General features: G+C 71.1%; 21 protein-coding genes and 1 pseudogene. 10 read left to right on the forward strand and 12 right to left on the reverse strand.

From position 1 onward, the window contains the following. The first annotated feature begins 43 nt into the window (after window positions 1-43). From KOI47_RS32070 to purU, 4 genes and pseudogenes are all read left to right on the forward strand, one after another. On the forward strand, window positions 44-790 hold the full coding sequence (locus KOI47_RS32070) for a lysophospholipid acyltransferase family protein (protein WP_232376388.1): 747 nt from the start codon (window positions 44-46) through the stop codon (window positions 788-790). Then, entirely contained in the window at window positions 783-1,568 is a 786-nt protein-coding gene (locus KOI47_RS32075; RefSeq protein ID WP_232376389.1) for a DedA family protein, read from the forward strand. Before KOI47_RS32070 ends, KOI47_RS32075 begins: the two co-directional genes overlap by 8 nt. After that, window positions 1,480-2,118, forward strand: a pseudogene (locus tag KOI47_RS32080) (maleylpyruvate isomerase family mycothiol-dependent enzyme); the annotation flags it as partial. The gene KOI47_RS32075 and the pseudogene KOI47_RS32080, both read left to right, overlap by 89 nt. Window positions 2,119-2,167: 49 nt before the next feature. Next, window positions 2,168-3,019, forward strand: coding sequence for a formyltetrahydrofolate deformylase (gene purU, locus KOI47_RS32085; protein WP_216210785.1), 852 nt, complete (start codon window positions 2,168-2,170; stop codon window positions 3,017-3,019). A gap of 29 nt (window positions 3,020-3,048) precedes the next feature. Here purU and KOI47_RS32090 read toward each other — a convergent pair whose 3' ends face one another. After that, window positions 3,049-3,540, reverse strand: a complete 492-nt coding sequence (locus KOI47_RS32090; protein ID WP_216210786.1) for a hypothetical protein — start codon at window positions 3,538-3,540, stop codon at window positions 3,049-3,051. A 134-nt stretch (window positions 3,541-3,674) separates the two neighbouring features. Here KOI47_RS32090 and KOI47_RS32095 point away from each other — a divergent pair, with 134 nt between their 5' ends. After that, on the forward strand, window positions 3,675-4,223 hold the full coding sequence (locus KOI47_RS32095; protein ID WP_216210787.1) for a TetR/AcrR family transcriptional regulator: 549 nt from the start codon (window positions 3,675-3,677) through the stop codon (window positions 4,221-4,223). Window positions 4,224-4,232: 9 nt separating this feature from the next. Here the strand turns inward: KOI47_RS32095 and KOI47_RS32100 are convergent, their stop codons facing one another. The 9 genes from KOI47_RS32100 to KOI47_RS32140 form a co-directional block, all read right to left on the reverse strand. Continuing rightward, window positions 4,233-5,249: an NADP-dependent oxidoreductase gene (locus tag KOI47_RS32100; protein ID WP_216210788.1), complete on the reverse strand. Its 1,017-nt coding sequence runs from the start codon at window positions 5,247-5,249 to the stop codon at window positions 4,233-4,235. A gap of 25 nt (window positions 5,250-5,274) precedes the next feature. Beyond that, window positions 5,275-5,718, reverse strand: coding sequence for an SRPBCC family protein (locus tag KOI47_RS32105; RefSeq protein WP_216210789.1), 444 nt, complete (start codon window positions 5,716-5,718; stop codon window positions 5,275-5,277). A gap of 18 nt (window positions 5,719-5,736) precedes the next feature. Then, complete coding sequence (locus tag KOI47_RS32110; RefSeq protein ID WP_216210790.1) at window positions 5,737-6,282, reverse strand: YbaK/EbsC family protein; 546 nt, start codon at window positions 6,280-6,282, stop codon at window positions 5,737-5,739. Window positions 6,283-6,292: 10 nt separating this feature from the next. Continuing rightward, window positions 6,293-6,589: a DUF2516 family protein gene (locus KOI47_RS32115; RefSeq protein WP_216210791.1), complete on the reverse strand. Its 297-nt coding sequence runs from the start codon at window positions 6,587-6,589 to the stop codon at window positions 6,293-6,295. Between the two features lie 89 nt (window positions 6,590-6,678). Further along, window positions 6,679-7,395 carry a hypothetical protein gene (locus tag KOI47_RS32120; RefSeq protein WP_232376390.1) on the reverse strand — a complete coding sequence of 239 codons (717 nt, stop codon included), beginning with the start codon at window positions 7,393-7,395 and terminating at the stop codon, window positions 6,679-6,681. 5 nt (window positions 7,396-7,400) lie between these two features. Further along, complete coding sequence (locus tag KOI47_RS32125) at window positions 7,401-7,844, reverse strand: helix-turn-helix domain-containing protein (protein WP_232376391.1); 444 nt, start codon at window positions 7,842-7,844, stop codon at window positions 7,401-7,403. Window positions 7,845-7,955: 111 nt separating this feature from the next. Then, window positions 7,956-8,591 (reverse strand): AAA family ATPase, encoded by a 636-nt coding sequence (locus KOI47_RS32130; RefSeq protein ID WP_216210792.1) that lies wholly within the window; start codon window positions 8,589-8,591, stop codon window positions 7,956-7,958. A gap of 171 nt (window positions 8,592-8,762) precedes the next feature. Then, window positions 8,763-9,137, reverse strand: a complete 375-nt coding sequence (locus tag KOI47_RS32135; protein WP_216210793.1) for a TFIIB-type zinc ribbon-containing protein — start codon at window positions 9,135-9,137, stop codon at window positions 8,763-8,765. Between the two features lie 29 nt (window positions 9,138-9,166). Continuing rightward, window positions 9,167-10,069, reverse strand: a complete 903-nt coding sequence (locus KOI47_RS32140) for a LysR family transcriptional regulator (RefSeq protein ID WP_216210794.1) — start codon at window positions 10,067-10,069, stop codon at window positions 9,167-9,169. 72 nt (window positions 10,070-10,141) lie between these two features. Between KOI47_RS32140 and KOI47_RS32145 the strand changes: the two genes are divergently transcribed. Beyond that, entirely contained in the window at window positions 10,142-11,281 is a 1,140-nt protein-coding gene (locus KOI47_RS32145) for a M24 family metallopeptidase (protein ID WP_216210795.1), read from the forward strand. Between the two features lie 8 nt (window positions 11,282-11,289). After that, window positions 11,290-12,471: a mandelate racemase/muconate lactonizing enzyme family protein gene (locus KOI47_RS32150; protein WP_216210796.1), complete on the forward strand. Its 1,182-nt coding sequence runs from the start codon at window positions 11,290-11,292 to the stop codon at window positions 12,469-12,471. Between the two features lie 3 nt (window positions 12,472-12,474). Here the strand turns inward: KOI47_RS32150 and KOI47_RS32155 are convergent, their stop codons facing one another. Beyond that, window positions 12,475-12,852, reverse strand: coding sequence for a VOC family protein (locus tag KOI47_RS32155; RefSeq protein WP_216210797.1), 378 nt, complete (start codon window positions 12,850-12,852; stop codon window positions 12,475-12,477). A 90-nt stretch (window positions 12,853-12,942) separates the two neighbouring features. Here KOI47_RS32155 and KOI47_RS32160 point away from each other — a divergent pair, with 90 nt between their 5' ends. Beyond that, entirely contained in the window at window positions 12,943-13,428 is a 486-nt protein-coding gene (locus KOI47_RS32160; RefSeq protein ID WP_216210798.1) for a CGNR zinc finger domain-containing protein, read from the forward strand. Window positions 13,429-13,547: 119 nt separating this feature from the next. On the opposite strand, the gene KOI47_RS32165 is transcribed toward KOI47_RS32160, so the two are convergent. Beyond that, window positions 13,548-14,840: a DUF445 domain-containing protein gene (locus KOI47_RS32165; RefSeq protein WP_408629963.1), complete on the reverse strand. Its 1,293-nt coding sequence runs from the start codon at window positions 14,838-14,840 to the stop codon at window positions 13,548-13,550. A gap of 38 nt (window positions 14,841-14,878) precedes the next feature. Between KOI47_RS32165 and KOI47_RS32170 the strand changes: the two genes are divergently transcribed. Both KOI47_RS32170 and KOI47_RS32175 read left to right on the forward strand, forming a co-directional pair. After that, complete coding sequence (locus KOI47_RS32170) at window positions 14,879-16,042, forward strand: pyridoxal phosphate-dependent aminotransferase (protein WP_216210802.1); 1,164 nt, start codon at window positions 14,879-14,881, stop codon at window positions 16,040-16,042. Between the two features lie 279 nt (window positions 16,043-16,321). Then, window positions 16,322-17,536 carry a hypothetical protein gene (locus KOI47_RS32175; RefSeq protein WP_216210804.1) on the forward strand — a complete coding sequence of 405 codons (1,215 nt, stop codon included), beginning with the start codon at window positions 16,322-16,324 and terminating at the stop codon, window positions 17,534-17,536. The last annotated feature ends 58 nt before the right edge of the window (window positions 17,537-17,594 follow it).

A 17,594-nucleotide genomic window follows, 5' to 3' on the forward strand; every position in this document is an offset into this window, starting at 1 on the left:
TACACCCAGATGTGTCACCCACGCTCAAACCAGAGCGGCGAGGATGACCACCATGAAGCGTGCGGGCGCGGCAGCCTCGGCGCTACTGGGCCGCGCGCCGTCGGTGCTCGGCGGCACGCAGGTCGAGCGGCATGCCCTGCGGGTGCTGAACGCGCTGGATGTCCGGGTCGACAGCGATATCGACCGGCTCAGCGTCCCTGGCGGCCCCGGCGCCCCTGGCACACTGATCGTGGCCAACCACATCTCCTGGCTGGACATCGTGGCCCTGCTGGCCATCGAGCCACTGTCCTTCGTGGCCAAGCGGGAGGTACGGGACTGGCCGGTGATCGGCAGCCTGGCCGCCAGGCTGGGCACCTGCTTCGTGGACCGGCACGCCCTGCGCGAACTGCCCGCCAGCGTCGCCGAACTGGCGGAGACCCTGTGTTCCGGGCGTTCGGTGATGGTGTTCCCGGAGGGCACGACCTGGTGCTCCCTTCCCGGTGGGGACTTCCGGCGCGCCCCGTTCCAGGCCGCGCTGGACGCGGGCGCGCCCGTCCGCCCGCTGACAATCGAGTACTTCCAGGGGGGACGGCCGAGCACCGTCAGCGCCTTCGTCGGGGACGACACCCTGGCAGCCTCGCTGGGCAGGGTACTGACGGCGAGCGGGCTGACGCTGCGGCTGCGGGCACACGAGGTGCTGGCAGCCGAGGGTGACCGCCGCACACTCGCCGCCACCGCGCAACGGCGGATCCGCGCGGCCGGAGCCGCCGAGCTCGCCTGCTCCCATCTCGGCGGTCCGGTCCATGCTTGACCTGCTGCACCGGCTCACCGAGGTGCTGCAGGGCACGCTCGGCTCGCCCTGGCTGTGGGTGGTGGTGTTCCTGGTCGCCGGGCTGGACGCGCTGCTGCCGTTCATGCCGAGCGAGACCACGGTGATCACCGTCGCCGTGCTGATCGGCCCGGACCCCGGCAAGCTGGCGCTGCTGGCCGTGGTCGCCGCGGGCGGCGCACTGGCCGGCGACTGCCTCGGCTACTGGATCGGCCGGGGCGCCGGGCCGCTCGCGTTGCGCAGGCTGCAGCGCGGCGAGCGGGGCAGGCAACAGTATCTCTGGGCCCGCGCCACGGTGGAGCGGCACGCCACCGCGCTGATCGTCGCGGGCCGGTACCTGCCGGGCGGCAGGGTCGCCTCCGCGCTGGCCACCGGGAGCATGCGCTTCCCCGCCACCCGGTTCGCCGCACTGGATGCCGTTGGCACCAGCATCTGGGCCGGTTACAGCGTGCTGATCGGCTATATCGGCGGGGCGAGCTTCACCGAGCAGCCCGTGAAGGGCCTGCTGCTGGCGTTCGCGCTCGGCTTGCTGACTGTGGTCACCATCGAGGTCTTCCGGCGGCTACGCTCGCGGCGTGCGGTACTCCGACTTCGTGCACGCGATCGAGATCCACTCGACCGGCCTGCTGAACGCCGCGACGACGGCGGGACCGGACGCCCCGGTACCGAGCTGCCCGGGGTGGACGATGCGCAAGCTGGTCCGGCACATCGCCAGGGTGCATTCCTCGGTACGAGCGACGATGGCCGACCCGAGCGGTGAACGGGCTGGGGCAGGCACCCCGCCGGAGGAATGGGCGGAACTGCTGGACTGGTGGGCCGAGCAGCGCACCGGCCTGTTCGAGGCGTTCGCGGCCGGACCGGACGCACCGGCCTGGATGCCGTTCCGGCTGTTCCCGCCCACCGCGGCCTCCTGGGCGCGCAGGCAGGCGCACGAGGCCGCCATCCACCGGGTGGACGCCGAGCTCGCGCTGGGACCGGAAACCGTGGGCTTCGACCCGGAGTTCGCCGCGGACGGGATCGACGAGCTGCTGGCCTGGCTGCTTCCGAGCAGGCCGGACGGCTGGACCAGCGGTGCGACCACGGGCGAGGTGCTGGTGCACGCCGCGGACGCGGGCCGGGTGTGGACCGTGCGGCTGGAACCCGGCGCGGCGCCGGTGGTGCAGGCCGGTGCGGCGGTGCCTGCCGGGTTCGAGGCCGGAGCCACCATCGCGGGCACGGCGGACTCGGTGTACCGGGCGGTATGGGGCCGGCCGAGTCGCGCCGTGACGTCCGGGGACGCCGGGCTGCTGGAGCCCTTGCGCGCACCCTGACCGGCACCAGGCAGGATGGCGAACCGTGTTGGGTTCGCAGCGTCGCTACGTGATCACTTTTGGCTGCCCGGATCGCACCGGGATCATCGCCAGGGTCTCCTCCTTCCTTGCCGAGGCTGGTGGCTGGATCGTCGAGGCCGCCTACCACACCGACCCGGACACCGGCTGGTTCTTCACCCGGCAGGAGGTGCGGGCCGACTCGCTGCCCTTCGAGGTGGACGAGCTGCGCGCGCGGTTCGCCGGGGTGGCCAGGTCACTGGGCAGCGACACCGACTGGCAGGTGGACGACGCGGGTGAGCGCAGGCGGGTGGTGCTGCTGGTGTCCAGGGAGGGGCACTGCCTGTACGACCTGCTCGGCAGGGTCGCTTCCGGGGAGCTGGACATCGAGGTGCCCGCGGTGATCGGCAACCATGCCGCGCTCGGCGATATCACCAGGGCACACGGAATCCCGTTCCACCACGTCCCGTTTCCCCGCGGGGACGCCGCTGGCAGGGCGGCCGCGTTCGGCAGGCTGCGCGAACTGGTGGACGAGCACGACCCGCATGCCGTGGTGCTGGCCAGGTTCATGCAGATCCTGCCGCCGGAGCTGTGCACGGCATGGGCGGGCCGGGCACTGAACATCCACCACAGCTTCCTGCCCTCGTTCGTCGGCGCCCGGCCGTACCACCAGGCGCATGCCCGGGGGGTGAAGCTGGTCGGCGCGACCTGCCACTACGTCACCGCGGACCTGGACGCCGGGCCGATCATCGAGCAGGACGTGATCCGGGTCGGGCACGGTGACTCGGTGCCGGACATGGTGCGCAAGGGCCGGGACATCGAGAAGGTCACGCTGGCCAGGGGCCTGCGCTGGCACCTGGAGCGGCGGGTGCTGGTGCATGGCAACCGCACGGTGGTCTTCTGACCCCCGGCCTGCGCCGGCCGCTGTGAGTGTCAGCGGGCAAGAGCGCCTTCGATGAGCATGCGCATCCCCGGCGCGTGGTAGTGCTCCATGCCGGCCCATTTGGCGCGGGCCTCCTCGCCGTCGAGCTGGATGAAGCTGCCGAAGAGCACCGCATGCGGCCTGCGTTCGACCAGCAGCTCGCCCCGCAACCCGAAGCTCGATTCGGCTCCGAGCAGCACGACCTCCTCCTCGGAGCGCAGCAACGGCCAGCCGAGCACACTCCGGTCCGGTTCGGCGAGGCCCAGCCGGACACCGAGTTCGGCCCATCCCTGCGCGAGGATCTCGCGCGTCTCGGCGGGTGCTTCCTCGAGGATCGCCCTGGCCCACTGCTCGGCGGTCCGCTCCCCGGCCGAGGCGACCTCGGCGAGCAGCGCGTTCGCGTAGTCGATCCGCTCCAGCCTGCTGACCGTCCTGGTGGCCGCAGGCACCGCGATGTCGTGCACCCGGTCCGCGACCTGGGTGGTGGAAACGGCCTCAACCATCGGTACTCCCCTTGTGTGGTGGACGTAGCCGCATGACCATCCCCCTCCATCCATACAGCACTGTATGGATGGAAACTATCCGCTGCTCGATGGCAAAGTCAAAGATCCGTACGTCACACCGATGAGGAGCGAGCATGCCGGCCCCCACGCGCACCCCGCGGCACCAGTGGATCGAGGCGGGGCTGCATGCCCTCGCCGGGGGCGGGCCGGACGCCGTCCGGGTGGAACCGCTCGCGAAGACGCTCGGGGTCACCAGGGGCGGCTTCTACTGGCATTTCGAGGACCGCGGCGCGCTGCTGGCGGAGATGCTGGACACCTGGGAACGCCGGAGCACCGACGAGGTGATCGAGCGGGTGGAGACCGAGGGCGGGGACGCAAGGGCCAAGGCCCGGCGGGCTGGTGCGCTTACCTTCTCCGGCTCACTGCTGCCGGTCGATCTCGCGGTCCGCGACTGGTCCCGGCGCGATCCGGCGGTCGCCGAACGCCTCCGGCGGGTGGACAACCGCCGGATGGACTACCTGCGCAGCATGTTCCGCACCTTCTGCCGGGACGAGCAGGAGGTGGAGGTCCGCAGCATGGTGGCCTTCTCGGTGGCCATCGGCACCCACCTGCTGGCCGCCGACCATGGCGGGCGCGACCGCGCCGAGGTCCTCGACCTGACCGCACGCTGGCTGCTGGCCTGACCACTGTCGTCAGTGGGCGATGCGGACGAGCATCTTGCCGGTGTTGCCGCCGTCGAGCAGGTCGAGGAAGGCCTGCGGGGCGTTCTCCAGACCGTCCACAATGGTCTCGGAGTAGCTGATCCTACCGTCCGCGACCAGTGGGGCGACCTCGGCCATGAACTGCTGCTGCAGGTAGAGGTAGTCCAGTACCAGCATGCCGCGGATGCTGAACCGCTTGACGATGAGCTGGGCAAGGTTGCGCGGAGCGCAGGCCGGTTCGGTGGCGTTGTACTGGGAGATCATCCCGCAGACCACGATCCGGCCATGCAGGTTGATCGCGTCGATCGCGGCCTCGAGGTGCTCGCCGCCGACGTTGTCGAAGTAGACGTCGATCCCGTCCGGGGCCGCTTCGTGCAGTTGCTGCGCGACCGGCCCGTCCTTGTAGTTGAACGCGGCGTCGAACCCCAGCTCACCGGTCAGGTGTGCCACCTTCTCCGCGGAGCCCGCGCTGCCGATCACCCGCTCCGCCCCGTTCAGCTTGGCGAGCTGGCCCACCAGCGAACCGACGGCACCCGCGGCGCCGGAGACGAACACGGTGTCCCCCGCCTTGAACCCGGCCACGTCGAACAGCCCGGCATAGGCGGTGAGCCCCGGCATGCCGAGCACCCCGAGGTAGGCGGTCAGCGGCGCGGCCCCGGCGTCGATCGGCACGACCTGTTCGGCGTCCACCACGGCGTGCGAGCGCCAGCCGTGCTGATGCAGTACGAGGTCGCCCGTGCGCAGAGTGTCCACACCTGACTCGGCGACCGCGCCGACGGCACCACCGAGCATGGCCTTGCCGACCTCGAACGGCTCGACATAGGACTTCCGGTCGCTCATCCGGCCCCGCATCGCCGGATCGACACTCATCACCAGGTTGCGCACCAGCACCTGGCCGGGGCCCGGCGCGGGGAGCTCGGTGTCCACAATGGAGAAATTGTCCAGTGTGGGCCTGCCGTGCGGGCGGGAAGCGAGCCTGATCTCGGTAGCTTGCTTGGAAACGCTCACGTCCGCGCAGGCTACCCGCGGCTGGTCACGATTGCCGCGCGAGATCGTCGAGCCTGCCGAGTACGCCCTCGTAGATCCGGCGCAGCCCGCCGGGAGCAAACGTCTTCTCGAAGAAGCCGCCGATCCCGCCTGCCCCGTCCCAGCTGGTCTGCACCCGGACCAGGCTGCCCTCGCCCTGCTCACGCACGGTCCAGGTGGTGACCATGCTGGAGTTCGCATCGGTCTCCACCAGCGTGCCCGGTTCCGGCTCGCGTACCGTCGCCGCGACGTCACGGACCCGCTTGGAGGTGGCCTGCAGCTTCCAGCTGGCGACCGTGCCGTCCCCGGTACCGCCCTCGAGGACCTGGTAGCCGGAGAACTGTTCGGTGAGGATCTTCGGCCTGCTGTCCGCGTAGTCGGCGAGCAGCTCGCGCACCCGGGAAGCCGGGGCTGCGATGCTGCGCTGCGCGGTTGCCGTGACCTTGCCCATGGAGTGGTATCCCTTCGCTCAGCTCACAGGTTTGCCGAGGCCCGGGACCACCTCGGCGCCGGGCAGCCCGGCCAGCAGCTCCCCGGTGACCAGCAGCTTGCTGCCGCGCAGCCCGCTGCCGATCACCAGCTCGGGTGCGGCCGCGACGGCTTCGTCCACCAGCACCGGCCAGCCATCGGGCAGCCCGAGCGGAGTGATCCCGCCGTAGGCCATCCCGGTCAGCCGCACCGCCTCGTCCATCGCCGCGAAGGAGGCCTTGCGCACGTCCAGCCTGCGGCGGAGCACGTTGTTCACATCGGCCCGGGTGGTGGCGAGGATCATGGCCGCCGCGTAACGCAGCTCACCGCCTCGCTTGCCCGCGACCACCACGCAGTTCGCCGAGGCGGAAAGGGTCGAGCCGTAGGCGGCGCAGAACTCGGCGGTGTCGGCCAGCTCGGGGTCGATCTCGACGACACCGACATCCTCGGCTTCCGGCAGTGCCTTGGCAACCGGCTCGGCAAGCAGGTCCGGGCGCAGGGAGGCGGGCTCGACGGTCAGCGATCCCGCGATGGTCCAGGTACGCACGGAAGCAGGTCTACCAGTTCTGGCCGCCGCGTTGCACCTCGATCAGCTTCGGCCGGACGTCCACGATGTAGACCAGGGAGGCAATCAGCCCGGCCAGCCAGAAGATCATCCCCGGCCCGAAGAAGGCGAACAGCGCCATGGCCGCGGTGGACCCGCCGGTGATCGCCAGCCAGATCGGCTTGGTCTTGCGGTCCGCGGCAGTGTAGGCGTCGGCGCGCTGGGACAGTGCGTGCACGAAGGCGAACAGCCCGGCCAGCGCGCCGGCCCAGCGGATGGCCTCGGTGATCCAATACACTAACAGCGGCACGACACCAGCCTACGGCAAACCGGGCGGAGCGCCCCGTGCCGCCCGCCACCCCGGCACCGGTGCACGGCGCCGGGGTACGAACCTCCGGCTCAGCTGTTCTTCGAGCCGTTGTTGCCGTTCGTGGACTTCTTCGTGGTGCTCGCGCTGGTGCTGCCGCGCGAGGTGCTGGTTGCCCTGGCCGTCTTGTTCGCGGCCTTGCGGGTGGCACTGCGGGTCTCGTGCGCGAGGTCCTCACCCGCGTCCTCGATCCGCTCGGCCACCTCGCCCGCGACCTCCTGCACGGTGCGAGCGGCCTGCTCCCCGCTGGAGCGGGTGCGCTTGGTCACCCTGGCCAGCACCTCGTCCACGCGTTCGCGAGTCTCGCCCGCGACGCCCTCGACCCGGTCGCCGGCGGCGTTCAGAGCCTCCTCCAGCTGCTCGATGGCCCGCTTGACCTGCGGCTGGGCCGAGATCCGGTCCCAGGTTTGCTCGCCGGACTCGGTGAGCTTGTGGTACAGCTTCACCGCGGCCTCGGTGTACTCGTCGATCAGCTTGCGCAGCTCGGCCGGGTCCAGCTTGCTGCGCAGGGACTCCACCTCGTTCGGCAGGTCCTCGAAGGTCTTGCGAGCGGACTCGCTGCCCTCGCTCACCCGCTCGCGGGCCTTGCCGACCGCGTCGACAACGGCCTGACCGGCCAGGTTGCCCGCGCCGAGCGCGGCAAGCAGCGGGGCACGCACCTGCTCGAGCGCGGCGTTCACGCCGGTCTGTTCCGTGTCCTTGGTGCTCTGGGTGTTCCGGTTGCTACCGGTGTCCTTGGCGGTGGCCATGTTCATCACTCCTGGACTGAGGTCTGGTTGCTGTGCTGGTCCTCGTCTCCGGCCGCGTTCTCACGGCGGAAGGACTCGTAGACATCGAGCAGCACCTGCTTCTGCCGCTCGGTCAGCCCGGCGTCGGCGCGAATCGCCTCGGGCACCGGACCCCCGGCGGGAAGATCGAGAATCCCCGCCTGGACGTAGAGCGCCTCGGCCGAGATCCGCAGCCCCTTGGCGATCTGCTGCAGGATCTCCGCGCTCGGCTTGCGCACACCGCGCTCGATCTGGCTGAGATACGGGTTGGACACTCCGGCCAGCTTGGACAGCTGGCGCAGCGAGATCTTCGCGGTGTTGCGCTGCTGCCGGATGTACTCCCCGATGTCCCGTCCGAGGTCGGTCACCTTCTCGATGGGGCCGGTGTGACCGGGTGGCTGCCCGTGGCCATCGGCCTGCGGCTCGGTCATCACGGTCACCTCCTCGAACACAACCCAAGGTACGCACGACTGCTAGCTATTGCAAGCACTCTGCTTGCAACCTTCGAGTGTGTTGCCCGCCACCCGGAACGGTGGTGGCCTTCAGAGGTTTCCCAGTCCGGCGCGTACCCATGCACAGGCCGCGTCCACGGCGGCGGCGAGCGGCGCATCGGTGGTGTCGAACAGCCGGACCGGTGGCGTCATCCCCGCGGCGCCCGCCCGCAGCCAGTCGTTGAACTCCAGCATCTCGGCGATCCGCGGCTCGGACCACTCGCGCCAGGCGGGCCGGGCCCGCAGCCGGGCGGCCAGTGCGCCCGGCTCGGCCACCAGCGCCAGGTAGTGGATATCGGCGAACAGCACCCGCTCCGGCAGGGGTTCGAACTCGGCGGGCACCACGGTGCCGCAGAGCACCACCGGGCGCCCGCTCTGGTGCACCATCGCGGCCATCCGCAGCCAGGTGGAGCGGAACAGCGGGTGGCCGTCCACGTCATCGCGCAACCCGCCGGTCCACAGCACGTCCTGCTCCAGCACCACGACCCGGTCGGCCAGCCGCTGCGCCAGTGCCGGGCCGACCGTGGACTTGCCTGCCCCGCTCGGCCCGGTCAGCGCGAACAGCGGCAGCCGCTGGAACGGCCACCGGTGCCCGCAGACCGCGCAGCACAGCACCGCCCGTGCCGCTTCGGTGCGCGGACGCTCGGCGCGGTCACCGCAGGCCGGACAGATCCGCGGATCGAGCACCGGCCGCTAGTCTGCGTCCGAAGGCGCGCGGTCGACGAACCCGTCTACGGGTCGTAACCACGCACACCAAGGCACCTGGGCAAGCAGGCGACCCGCAGCCAGGTTCGCGATGCCTCCGGCAAGGACGCACGCGAACACATCACCTCGGTCAGCCACCATCCCGACCAGCTCCTAGTCGAAGAGGCCGTCGAGGAAGCTGCGCTTGCGCTTCTTGTGGCCGTAGCCGTACGGCCGTGGCGAATCGCCGTAGCCACCCCGGTACGGGCGCGGCGAGTCGCCGTAGCCGCCGCGGTACGGGCGGGGCGAGTCCTTGTGGCCATGGTGCCCACCACCGTGGTAGCCGGGCGGGGGCGGCGGCTGATGTGGCTGCGCGCCCTGGTACGGCGGCGGGGCGGCGGCTTGACCGTAGTAGGCGTTCTCCGCGCTCACGATCCGCTCCAGCTCACCGTGGTCGAGGAAGATCCCGCGGCAACCTTCGCACTGATCGATATGCACGCCTTCCTTGTCGACCGTCCGCATCATGTTCTGGCATTTGGGGCAAATCACAGTCGACAGCCTACGCAACGGATAACGGGTCACGCATACTCCGCCGCGGTCCGGCGCAGCGCGTCGAGCAGGGCGGCGATCGGCGGGCTGGTCCGGCTGCCGGTACGCAGCGCGGCCGAGACCGTGCGGTGCAGTTCCGGCAAGGCGAGCTCGGCGAGCCGGATGTCCCCGGCGGCTGTCTCCAGCGCCATCCGCGGCACCAGCGACACCCCGAGCCCGGCGCGGACCAGCGCGAAGATCGCGGTGTAGTCGCTGCTCACGTAGTCCACCCGCGGGGTGAACCCGGCCATGCCGCAGGCGCGTTCCAGCATGGCGCGCAGCGCCTCGTCGCCATGCGGGGCGATCCACGGCTGGTCGGCCAGCGCCTCCAGTGCGAACGGCCCGGTACCGGCCGGAAGACCGGCCGGCAGCGCGGCCAGCAGCGGCTCGCGCACCAGCGGCTCGGTGTCCACACCCGCGTCCCGCACCCGGGGCAGCAGGTTGTACTCGTGGATCAGCGCGAGGTCGATACCTCCCGCCTTCAGCTCGGTGATCGCCTCCGGGATCGACCGCTCGGCCAGCAGCACCCGCAGATCAGGGTGCGCCTCGCGGCAGCGGGTGATCGCGCCGGGCACCAGGGTGCGCGCGGCGGTGGGGAAGGCGGCCAGGTGCAGTACCCCGCGTACCGCCGAGGTCAGCTCGGCGACCTCCGCGCTGGCCTGCTCCAGATCGGCGAGGATCCGCTCGGTGTGCCCGACCAGCACCCTGGCCGCCTCGGTGAGCACCAGCCTGCGCCCGTCCCGGAACAGCAGCGGCACCCCGACCTCGCGCTCCAGCAGGGACAGCTGCTGGGAGACCGCCGAGGGGGTGAGCGCACAGCCGCGGGCGGTGGCGGCGATGGTGCCGTGCGCCGAAAGCTCCCTGAGCAGGCGCAACCTGCGTACATCCAGCATGTAGAAATGCTAATGGTCAACGTCAGAAATCGTCACTGGTGCTAACGCCGGGCTCGGCCGCAGGCTGGTGGCGTGACGGCACAGTTGGTTTCCGGCGCACCCGCGAGCGAGCACGAGACGCGGGTGTCCGCACTGCGCGGCCGGATGGCCGCGGAGGGTCTGTCCGCGGTGGCGGTGGCCAGCCCGGAGAACGTCTACTACCTGACCGGGTTGGACCACCTCGGATACTTCGCGTTCACCCTGCTGATCGTGCCGGCCGAAGGACCGCTGACGCTGGTCACCAGGGAGATGGAACGGCCGACGATCCGGGCCCAGCTGCCGCGCTGCCGCCATGTCACCTTCGGGGACGGGCAGGACCCGGCCGCGGTGGCCGCGGGCGCGCTGGCCGAGGTGGCACCGCGGGGCGGGACGATCGGCACCGAGGACGCCGCGATGTTCTTCCCGCCCGCGGTGCACGCCCGGCTGCGCGCCGGGCTGCCCGACCGGCTGTGGCGGGACGCCACCACGTTGATCTCGGCAACCGGCGCGGTGAAGTCGGCCGGGGAGATCGCGCTGGTCCGGCAGGCTGCCGGGGTCTCCGATGCCGCAATGGCTGCCGCGATCGGTGCGGCCCGGCCCGGTGCGGCTGAGCGCGAGGTCGCCGCGGCCGCCTGGCAGGCGATGTTCACCCATGGCGGCCAGCAACCGGGTTTCGCGCCGCTGATACGTCCATTGTGGATGCTGGACCAGGAGCATGTTTCCTGGGGCGACCGGTTGCTGGAGCCCGGAACGGGGCTGTTCATCGAGCTGTCCGGGTGCGTCCGGCGCTACCACGCCCCGCTGAGCCGCACGGTCTATCTCGGCGAACCGCCCGCGGGCGCGGTGCGGGCGCACGCGCGTGCCCTGTCCGGTGTGGACGCCGCGGCGGCGGCCCTGCGGCCGGGGGTGCGTACCGGCGAGGTGTACGCGGCCTGGCAGGCGGCCGTGGGGGCCGGGGAGCGGATGCGGCACCACTGCGGCTACCTGGTGGGAATCGGCTTCCCGCCCAGCTGGGTCGGTGGCGGGGAGGTGCTCGGCATCCGGCCCGGCGGACAGGTGCGCGTCGCAGCCGGGATGACCTTCCACCTGATGTCCTGGGTCGGCGGGCACGTGCTCTCGGACACCGTGCTGGTCACCGGGCAGGGAACCGAACGACTCACCACCACGACCCGCGAGCTGATCCGGCTTGGCTAGGAGTACCGATGCGTATCACGAACATCCGGGCCACCCCGGTGGCCGTGCCCTACCGCAGGGACGAGGTCTGGGCCTTCGGGCGCAGGCGCGGGCAGGTCAGTGTGCTGATCGAGGTGGAGACCGACGAGGGGGTGACCGGCCTCGGCGAGGCGGCGGCGTATCCGAGCGCGGAGATCGTGCTCGCGGTGCTGCGCGGGCTGGAGCCGATGGTGCTCGGCGCGGATCCGCTGCGGATCGAACGGCTGGTGCGCGGGATCGAGCTGGTGGGCACCTGGCACCACGTCAAGGCGACCAGCCCCGCGATCGCCGCGGTGGAGATGGCCTGCTGGGACATCCTCGGCAAGCTCTGCGGGCAGCCGCTGGTGAACCTGCTCGGCGGCCGCTTCGCCGACCGGGTCGAGTTCTTCTACTACGTCGCGGCCGGTCCGCCGGAACAGGTGGCCGAGGAGGCGGCCCGCGCGGTTTCGGCCGGTTTCGGCACCTGCTATCTCAAGGTGGGCGCCGACGATCCGGCGGTGGACCTGGAGCGGGTGGCCGCACTGCGCGCCGGTGCCGGTGACTCGGCGCTGCTGCGGGTGGACGCGAACGAGGCCTGGTCACCGGGGGCCGCCGTGCGGATGATCCGCAGGCTGGAGGCGTACGACCTGGAGCTGGTCGAGCAGCCGGTTTCCGGCCGCAACCTGGCCGAGCTCGCCTACGTGCGCGGCAGGGTGGGGGTGCCGATCCTGGCGAACGAGGCGAGCTGGACCAGGTACGACCAGCTTGCGGTGCTGAACGCGGGCGGGGCGGACGTGCTCTCTGTGGACAACCAGATGGACGGCGGCCTGCTCAACCTGAAGCGATCAGCGGGGCTGTGCGAGGCCGCGGGCCTGCCGGTGGTGAAACACAGCCTCGGCGAGCTCGGCGTGGCGCTCGCAGCCGCCGTGCACGCGATCGCCGCGACGCCCAACTTCCGGTACGCCAACCAGGGCTACGCCGCCCTGCTCGCGGACGATGTGACCGCGGGCTTCGGCGCCACGGAGTCCACTGTGGATGGAAAGGTCACGGTGCCGGAAGGGCCGGGGCTCGGGGTGCGGCTCGATCCGGAGCGGGTGGCGAAGTACGCGGAGCTGTTCCGCGCCGAGGGCACGGAGTTCGCCTTCCACGACCCGGCCGCCGTTTCCGCCCCGCTGGCGCTGCCGAAGTTCTGACCTTCAGCAGGCGCACAGGCAGAACGGATGCCCGGCCGGGTCGGCGTACACCCAGAACGACTTGTGCTCGGTGTCCAGCACCGTGGCGCCGAGCCGGATCGCGCGCTCGTGCGCCGCGGCGAGGTCGGGCACGGTCAGGTCGAGGTGGAACTGCTGCGGACCGGTCTGGGACGGCCATTCCGGGGGCCGGTAGTCCGCGACCCGCTGGAACTCGAGCTTCGGGCCACCCGCCGGGTTGGTCAGCGTGTACCAGCCCTCCTGCCCCCGCGCGGCGGGCCAGTCCAGCAGGGCGGCGTAGAAGGCGGCGAGTGCGGCGGGGTCAGGGCAGTCCAGGACCACCGAGCCGAAGGTGGGTACCGCGGTCGTGCCGGGGGCGCTCATCCAGGACTCCTTGCCGATCGGGAATAACCACCTAATTGATAATGCTAGTTATTGAGCTCCGGCGCAACCCGGCTGACTTACAGTGAAAAGATGTCCCCGCAGGCGGCCGAGCCCTCCGATGTGTCCCTCGTGCTCGACTTCCTCAACACGGTCGACGTCGAGCACGACACCGACGTGCTGCGCACGGCGGAGTCCTGGCGGGCATGGGCCGAGCAGCGCGGCCGCACGGCCGATCCCCTCGCGCCTGCCAGGCAGGCACGGGACGCGCTGCGGGCCGCGGTCGGCGATCCGGACCTTCCTGCGGACCCGGCAGGCGCCTCCGTGCGGGTCGAGCTCCGCGCAGGCGCCCCGGAACTGGTGGCGGGCACCGTCGTGGGCGCGGTACTGGCGGCCGCCGCCCGGCTGGCCGTACTCGGCCAGTGGGAACGGGTGAAGATCTGCCCGGCCGACGACTGCCGCTGCGCCTTCTTCGACCAGTCCCGCAACCGCTCCCGTACCTGGTGCTCCATGCGGCTGTGCGGGAACAGGGAGAAGGCCCGCAGCTGGCGCGAGCGCGCGGCCCGAGCCGGGGACTGAACCGCCGGACGGCCATAACGTCCACAGCTGTATCCACAGGGCGACTGTGGATAACACCCAGGGATGTGGATAACTCCGTAGGGCTACCGCCGGAAGGGTGACGTCTCTACCCAGAAGAGTCAGAACAGGTTGTGCGCGACGGTGTAGATGGCCAGTCCGGCCAGTGCGCCCACGACCGTGCCGTTGATCCGGATGAACTGCAGGTCGCGGCCAACCTGGAGTTCGATCCTGCGGGAGGTCTCGGTGGCGTCCCAGCGCTCCACCGTGTCGCTGATGATCGTGGTGATCTCGGCCGAGTAGTTGAGCACCACGTGCGCCGCGGCGTCCTCCACCCAGCGGTCCACCTTCGAGCCGAGGGAGTCCTGCCCGCCGAGCCGCTCGCCGAGGACCCGCAGGCCCGCGCGCACCCTGGTGCGCAGCTCGCTCGATGGATCCTCGGCCGCGGTGAGCAACAGGTCCTTCGCGGTGGACCAGGCCGAGCCGATCAGCTTCTGCACCTCGGGGTGCTCGATCACCTGCTGCTTGACCTGCTCGGCGCGGGCCATCGTCTCCGGGTCGTGTTGCAGGTCCGTGGCGAACTCGGCGAGGAACTTGTCCAGCGCGATCCGCATCGGGTGGTTCACGTCGGTCTTGACCGCCCAGGAGAAGGAAAGCACCTCGCCGTACACCTTGTCCGCGAGCATCGAGTCCACGAACTTCGGCGACCAGGTCGGCGCCCGGTCCGACACCACCCGCAGCACCGTCTGGTGGTTGTCCCGGACCCACTCGTAGGCCCGGTCACACACCAGGTCGACCAGCTTGTGATGAGCCCCGTCGCTGAACACCTGGTCCAGCAGCTTGCCGAGCGGCGGCCCCCACGGGCGGTCGATGATCCGGCGGGCCACGGCCTGCTCCATCACCGCCTGCACGTCCTCGTCCCGCAGCACGGTGATCGCGCCGCGGACCACCGTGGCCAGCTCGGCCGTCACCCGCTCGGCGTTCGCGGGCTGGGCCAGCCAGCCGCCGAGCCGCCGGGAGATCTCCACCCGGCGCAGCTTGTCCCGCACCACCTGCTCGGAGAGGAAGTTCTTGCCGACGAAGTCGCCGAGGCTGCTGCCAAGGGCGTCCTTCTTGTTCGGGATGATCGCGGTGTGCGGGATCGGCAGCCGCAGCGGATGCCGGAACAGGGCGGTGACCGCGAACCAGTCGGCGAGTGCGCCGACCATCCCCGCCTCCGCCGCCGCCCGCAGGTATCCCACCCAGCCCGGCCAGCCAGCGGCCTGCGCCCAGCTGGTCAGCAGGAAGATCACCAGCGCACCGAGCAGGAAGGACAACGCGACCAGCTTCATCCTGCGCAGGCCACGACGCTTGCTTTCCTCGGCGGCGAGGCCGCCGGGCGGGTCGGCGGGTTGCCAGGTCTCGCCCACCGTCAGTTGCTTCACGAGGTCATTGTCCGCGAGGATCGCTCATCATGCGCGAACCCGTTCTCGTCCCCCGCCTGCGGCCGTTCACCTCGACCATCTTCGCGGAGATGACGGCGCTGGCCGCGCGTACCGGTGCGGTCAACCTCGGCCAGGGCTTCCCGGACACCGACGGGCCTGCCGCCATGCTGGACGCGGCGAAGAACGCGCTGGTCAGCGGCGCCAACCAGTACCCGCCCGGCCCGGGAAGGCCCGAGCTGCGGGCCGCCATCGCCCGGCACCGTGCCCGCTACGGCCTCGAGTTCGACCCGGACAGCGAGATCCTGGTCACCACCGGGGCCACCGAGGCGATCGCGGCGAGCCTGCTCGCGCTCACCGAGCCCGGGGACGAGGTGCTGGTCATCGAGCCGTACTACGACTCCTACGCCGCCGCGGTGGCGATGGCCGGGGCGAGCAGGCGTGCGGTGCCGCTGGCCTCGGACGGCGGCCGGTTCGCCATGGACCCGGCGGCGCTGCGGGCCGCGGTCACCCCGCGCACCAGGGCGATCCTGGTGAACTCCCCGCACAACCCGACCGGCACTGTGTTCACCAGGGCCGAGCTGGCCGCGATCGCCGAGGTCTGCACGGAACACGACCTGATCGCCATCACCGACGAGGTGTACGAGCACCTGGTCTACGACGATGCCGAGCACATCCCGCTGGCCACCCTGCCCGGTATGGCCGAGCGCACGGTGTCCATCTCCAGCGCGGGCAAGACGTTCAACTGCACCGGCTGGAAGATCGGCTGGGTATGCGCGCGGCCGGAGCTGGTCGGCGCGGTCAGGGCGGCCAAACAGTTCCTCACCTTCGTCTCCGGCGGGCCGCTGCAGCCCGCGGTGGCACACGCGCTCGAGCACGAGCTGGACTGGGTGGAACAGCTGCGTACCAGCCTGGCCGGCAAGCGGGACCGGCTCTCGGCCGGCCTCGCCGCGGCCGGGTTCGCCGTCCGGCCGAGCGCGGGCACCTACTTCGTCTGCGCCGATGTCCGCCCGCTCGGCTTTACCGATGCCGCCGAGCTGGCCTGGCAGTTGCCGGAACGGATCGGGGTGGCCGCGGTACCGGTGCACGTGTTCACTGATCATCCGGACGAGTGGAAACACGTGCTGCGCTTCGCATTCTGCAAGCAGGATGATGTCCTGGAAGAGGCCGTCGACCGGCTGCACAAGCTCGGGTGATCACCAGCCCGGCGCGCGGAGGTGGCACTTCTCGGTGTCGTCCCACCCCGGTTGACCAGCGCTTTTGTAAACACTCAGTGATCAACTCGGCGCCCGATGCCACCGAAGCCGGTAAGTCCGTTCCGCCGTACGGGGTGGATCGAACGCGATCGAGGTGAAACACTCCCCACCGATGCTAGAAATAACGCAGCCTCAGGGGGAACTGCGGCCTGGCCAGATGAGACCAGACAAGATCGGCTGACGATCAGGTGAGCCGAGGCCCGGACGGTGGTGGTGGCGATGCGCGGCACTGGATCGGTGCCCCAGCCCGGCGCCGCGGCACCACGTGTCGTGGTGCGGTTGCTGGTCGCCGCGGGCTGCTCCGCCGCGGGATGGCTGCTGATCGGCGCGCTCGGCTCGGGCGTCGCCGCCGAGGAGCTCCCCGCCAAGGACGGCGGTAGCGGGAGCAGCGCGACCACCGCCTCCCCGGAAGCCCCCCGGAAGTCGGCGGAACCAGGTCCGTCCAGGACGTCGGACATCCCCGAGACGACCGAAGCACCCCCGCCCAGCTCCACGTGGAGCAGCACACCGGCGCCGGAGTCCAGCACCACCGGCAGGCCCGCCGCCCCGGAGAAGTCCCGGCAGGTCGCGGCGGATCCGGCGGAATCGAACGAGTCGGTAGAGCCGGCCAAGTCGGTGAAGTCGGCCAAGTCCGTGAAATCCGTGAAATCCGTGGCCCCGGCCCCGGCTGTCGCCAAGTCCCACGCCAAGTCCCACGCCACGGGAGTCGCGACGAAGGCCGCGCAGCTCGAGCACGCCACCCGCCCTGCGACCGAGGCGCCGCGGGCCCGGCCGCAGCATGGCGGCGGCCTGGTCGGCCTGGTCGGTGGACTCACCAAAGGCCTGGTCGGCGGGCTCGGCAACACCGTCGGCGGCCTGGTGCACACCGTGGACGTGATCCTCGAACCCATCGCGGGTCAGTGCGAGCAACCGTCGATCCTGCCGGTTCCCGACATTCCCTCGCTGCTGCCCGACCTCGGCCAGGACGACGTCCGTCCCGGCCAGGACGGTGCCAGGCAGCCGCGCGGCGAGCCCGATCCCGCCGTCCAGCCGGAGCAAGCCGCCCCGGCACCGGCGCACCAGGAAAGGACCCCGGAACCGCACACCGAGACGCCTCCCGCACCGGCCGATCCCGGGCGGCACGAGCAGCGGGCGCCCCTGGCCTGGGACGGCGCCGGCCCGGCAAGCAGCGTTCCGGACTCCGGCACCCGGGCCGGCGGCGGTTCCGGCGGTGGATCGGATCCCACCCGCTCCCCAGCGGCCCCCGTCACCCCTGCGGGCCCCACCTGCAATTTCACCTCTTCACACGATCACTCCGGCGGTAGCAGACAGCCGCTGGCGGTGCTGGCTTCGACCGCGGGCACCACCCAGCTCCAGCTGCTCGGCAGCAGCCGGGATCACGACGCGGGCGGCACCGGCAAGGAAGCCGCGCTGCCACCGGCCTTCCCGGACTGACCGGCACCCCCTCAGCGGGGTGAGCCACGTCCAAATCAAGATCAACTTCTTCGGTTTC

The organism is Amycolatopsis aidingensis (assembly GCF_018885265.1).
GTDB lineage: Bacteria > Actinomycetota > Actinomycetes > Mycobacteriales > Pseudonocardiaceae > Amycolatopsis > Amycolatopsis aidingensis.

Bases quoted from the DNA above. Each gene is read 5' to 3' on its own strand.
- KOI47_RS32140 (WP_216210794.1), bottom strand. From the start codon at position 10,069: ATGCTGGATGTACGCAGGTTGCGCCTGCTCAGGGAGCTTTCGGCGCAC.
- KOI47_RS32095 (WP_216210787.1), top strand. From the start codon at position 3,675: ATGCCGGCCCCCACGCGCACCCCGCGGCACCAGTGGATCGAGGCGGGG.
- KOI47_RS32120 (WP_232376390.1), bottom strand. From the start codon at position 7,395: ATGGCCACCGCCAAGGACACCGGTAGCAACCGGAACACCCAGAGCACC.
- KOI47_RS32125 (WP_232376391.1), bottom strand. From the start codon at position 7,844: ATGACCGAGCCGCAGGCCGATGGCCACGGGCAGCCACCCGGTCACACC.
- KOI47_RS32160 (WP_216210798.1), top strand. From the start codon at position 12,943: ATGTCCCCGCAGGCGGCCGAGCCCTCCGATGTGTCCCTCGTGCTCGAC.
- KOI47_RS32150 (WP_216210796.1), top strand. From the start codon at position 11,290: ATGCGTATCACGAACATCCGGGCCACCCCGGTGGCCGTGCCCTACCGC.
- KOI47_RS32105 (WP_216210789.1), bottom strand. From the start codon at position 5,718: ATGGGCAAGGTCACGGCAACCGCGCAGCGCAGCATCGCAGCCCCGGCT.
- KOI47_RS32175 (WP_216210804.1), top strand. From the start codon at position 16,322: ATGCGCGGCACTGGATCGGTGCCCCAGCCCGGCGCCGCGGCACCACGT.
- KOI47_RS32070 (WP_232376388.1), top strand. From the start codon at position 44: ATGACCACCATGAAGCGTGCGGGCGCGGCAGCCTCGGCGCTACTGGGC.
- KOI47_RS32170 (WP_216210802.1), top strand. From the start codon at position 14,879: ATGCGCGAACCCGTTCTCGTCCCCCGCCTGCGGCCGTTCACCTCGACC.
- KOI47_RS32075 (WP_232376389.1), top strand. From the start codon at position 783: ATGCTTGACCTGCTGCACCGGCTCACCGAGGTGCTGCAGGGCACGCTC.
- KOI47_RS32155 (WP_216210797.1), bottom strand. From the start codon at position 12,852: ATGAGCGCCCCCGGCACGACCGCGGTACCCACCTTCGGCTCGGTGGTC.
- KOI47_RS32090 (WP_216210786.1), bottom strand. From the start codon at position 3,540: ATGGTTGAGGCCGTTTCCACCACCCAGGTCGCGGACCGGGTGCACGAC.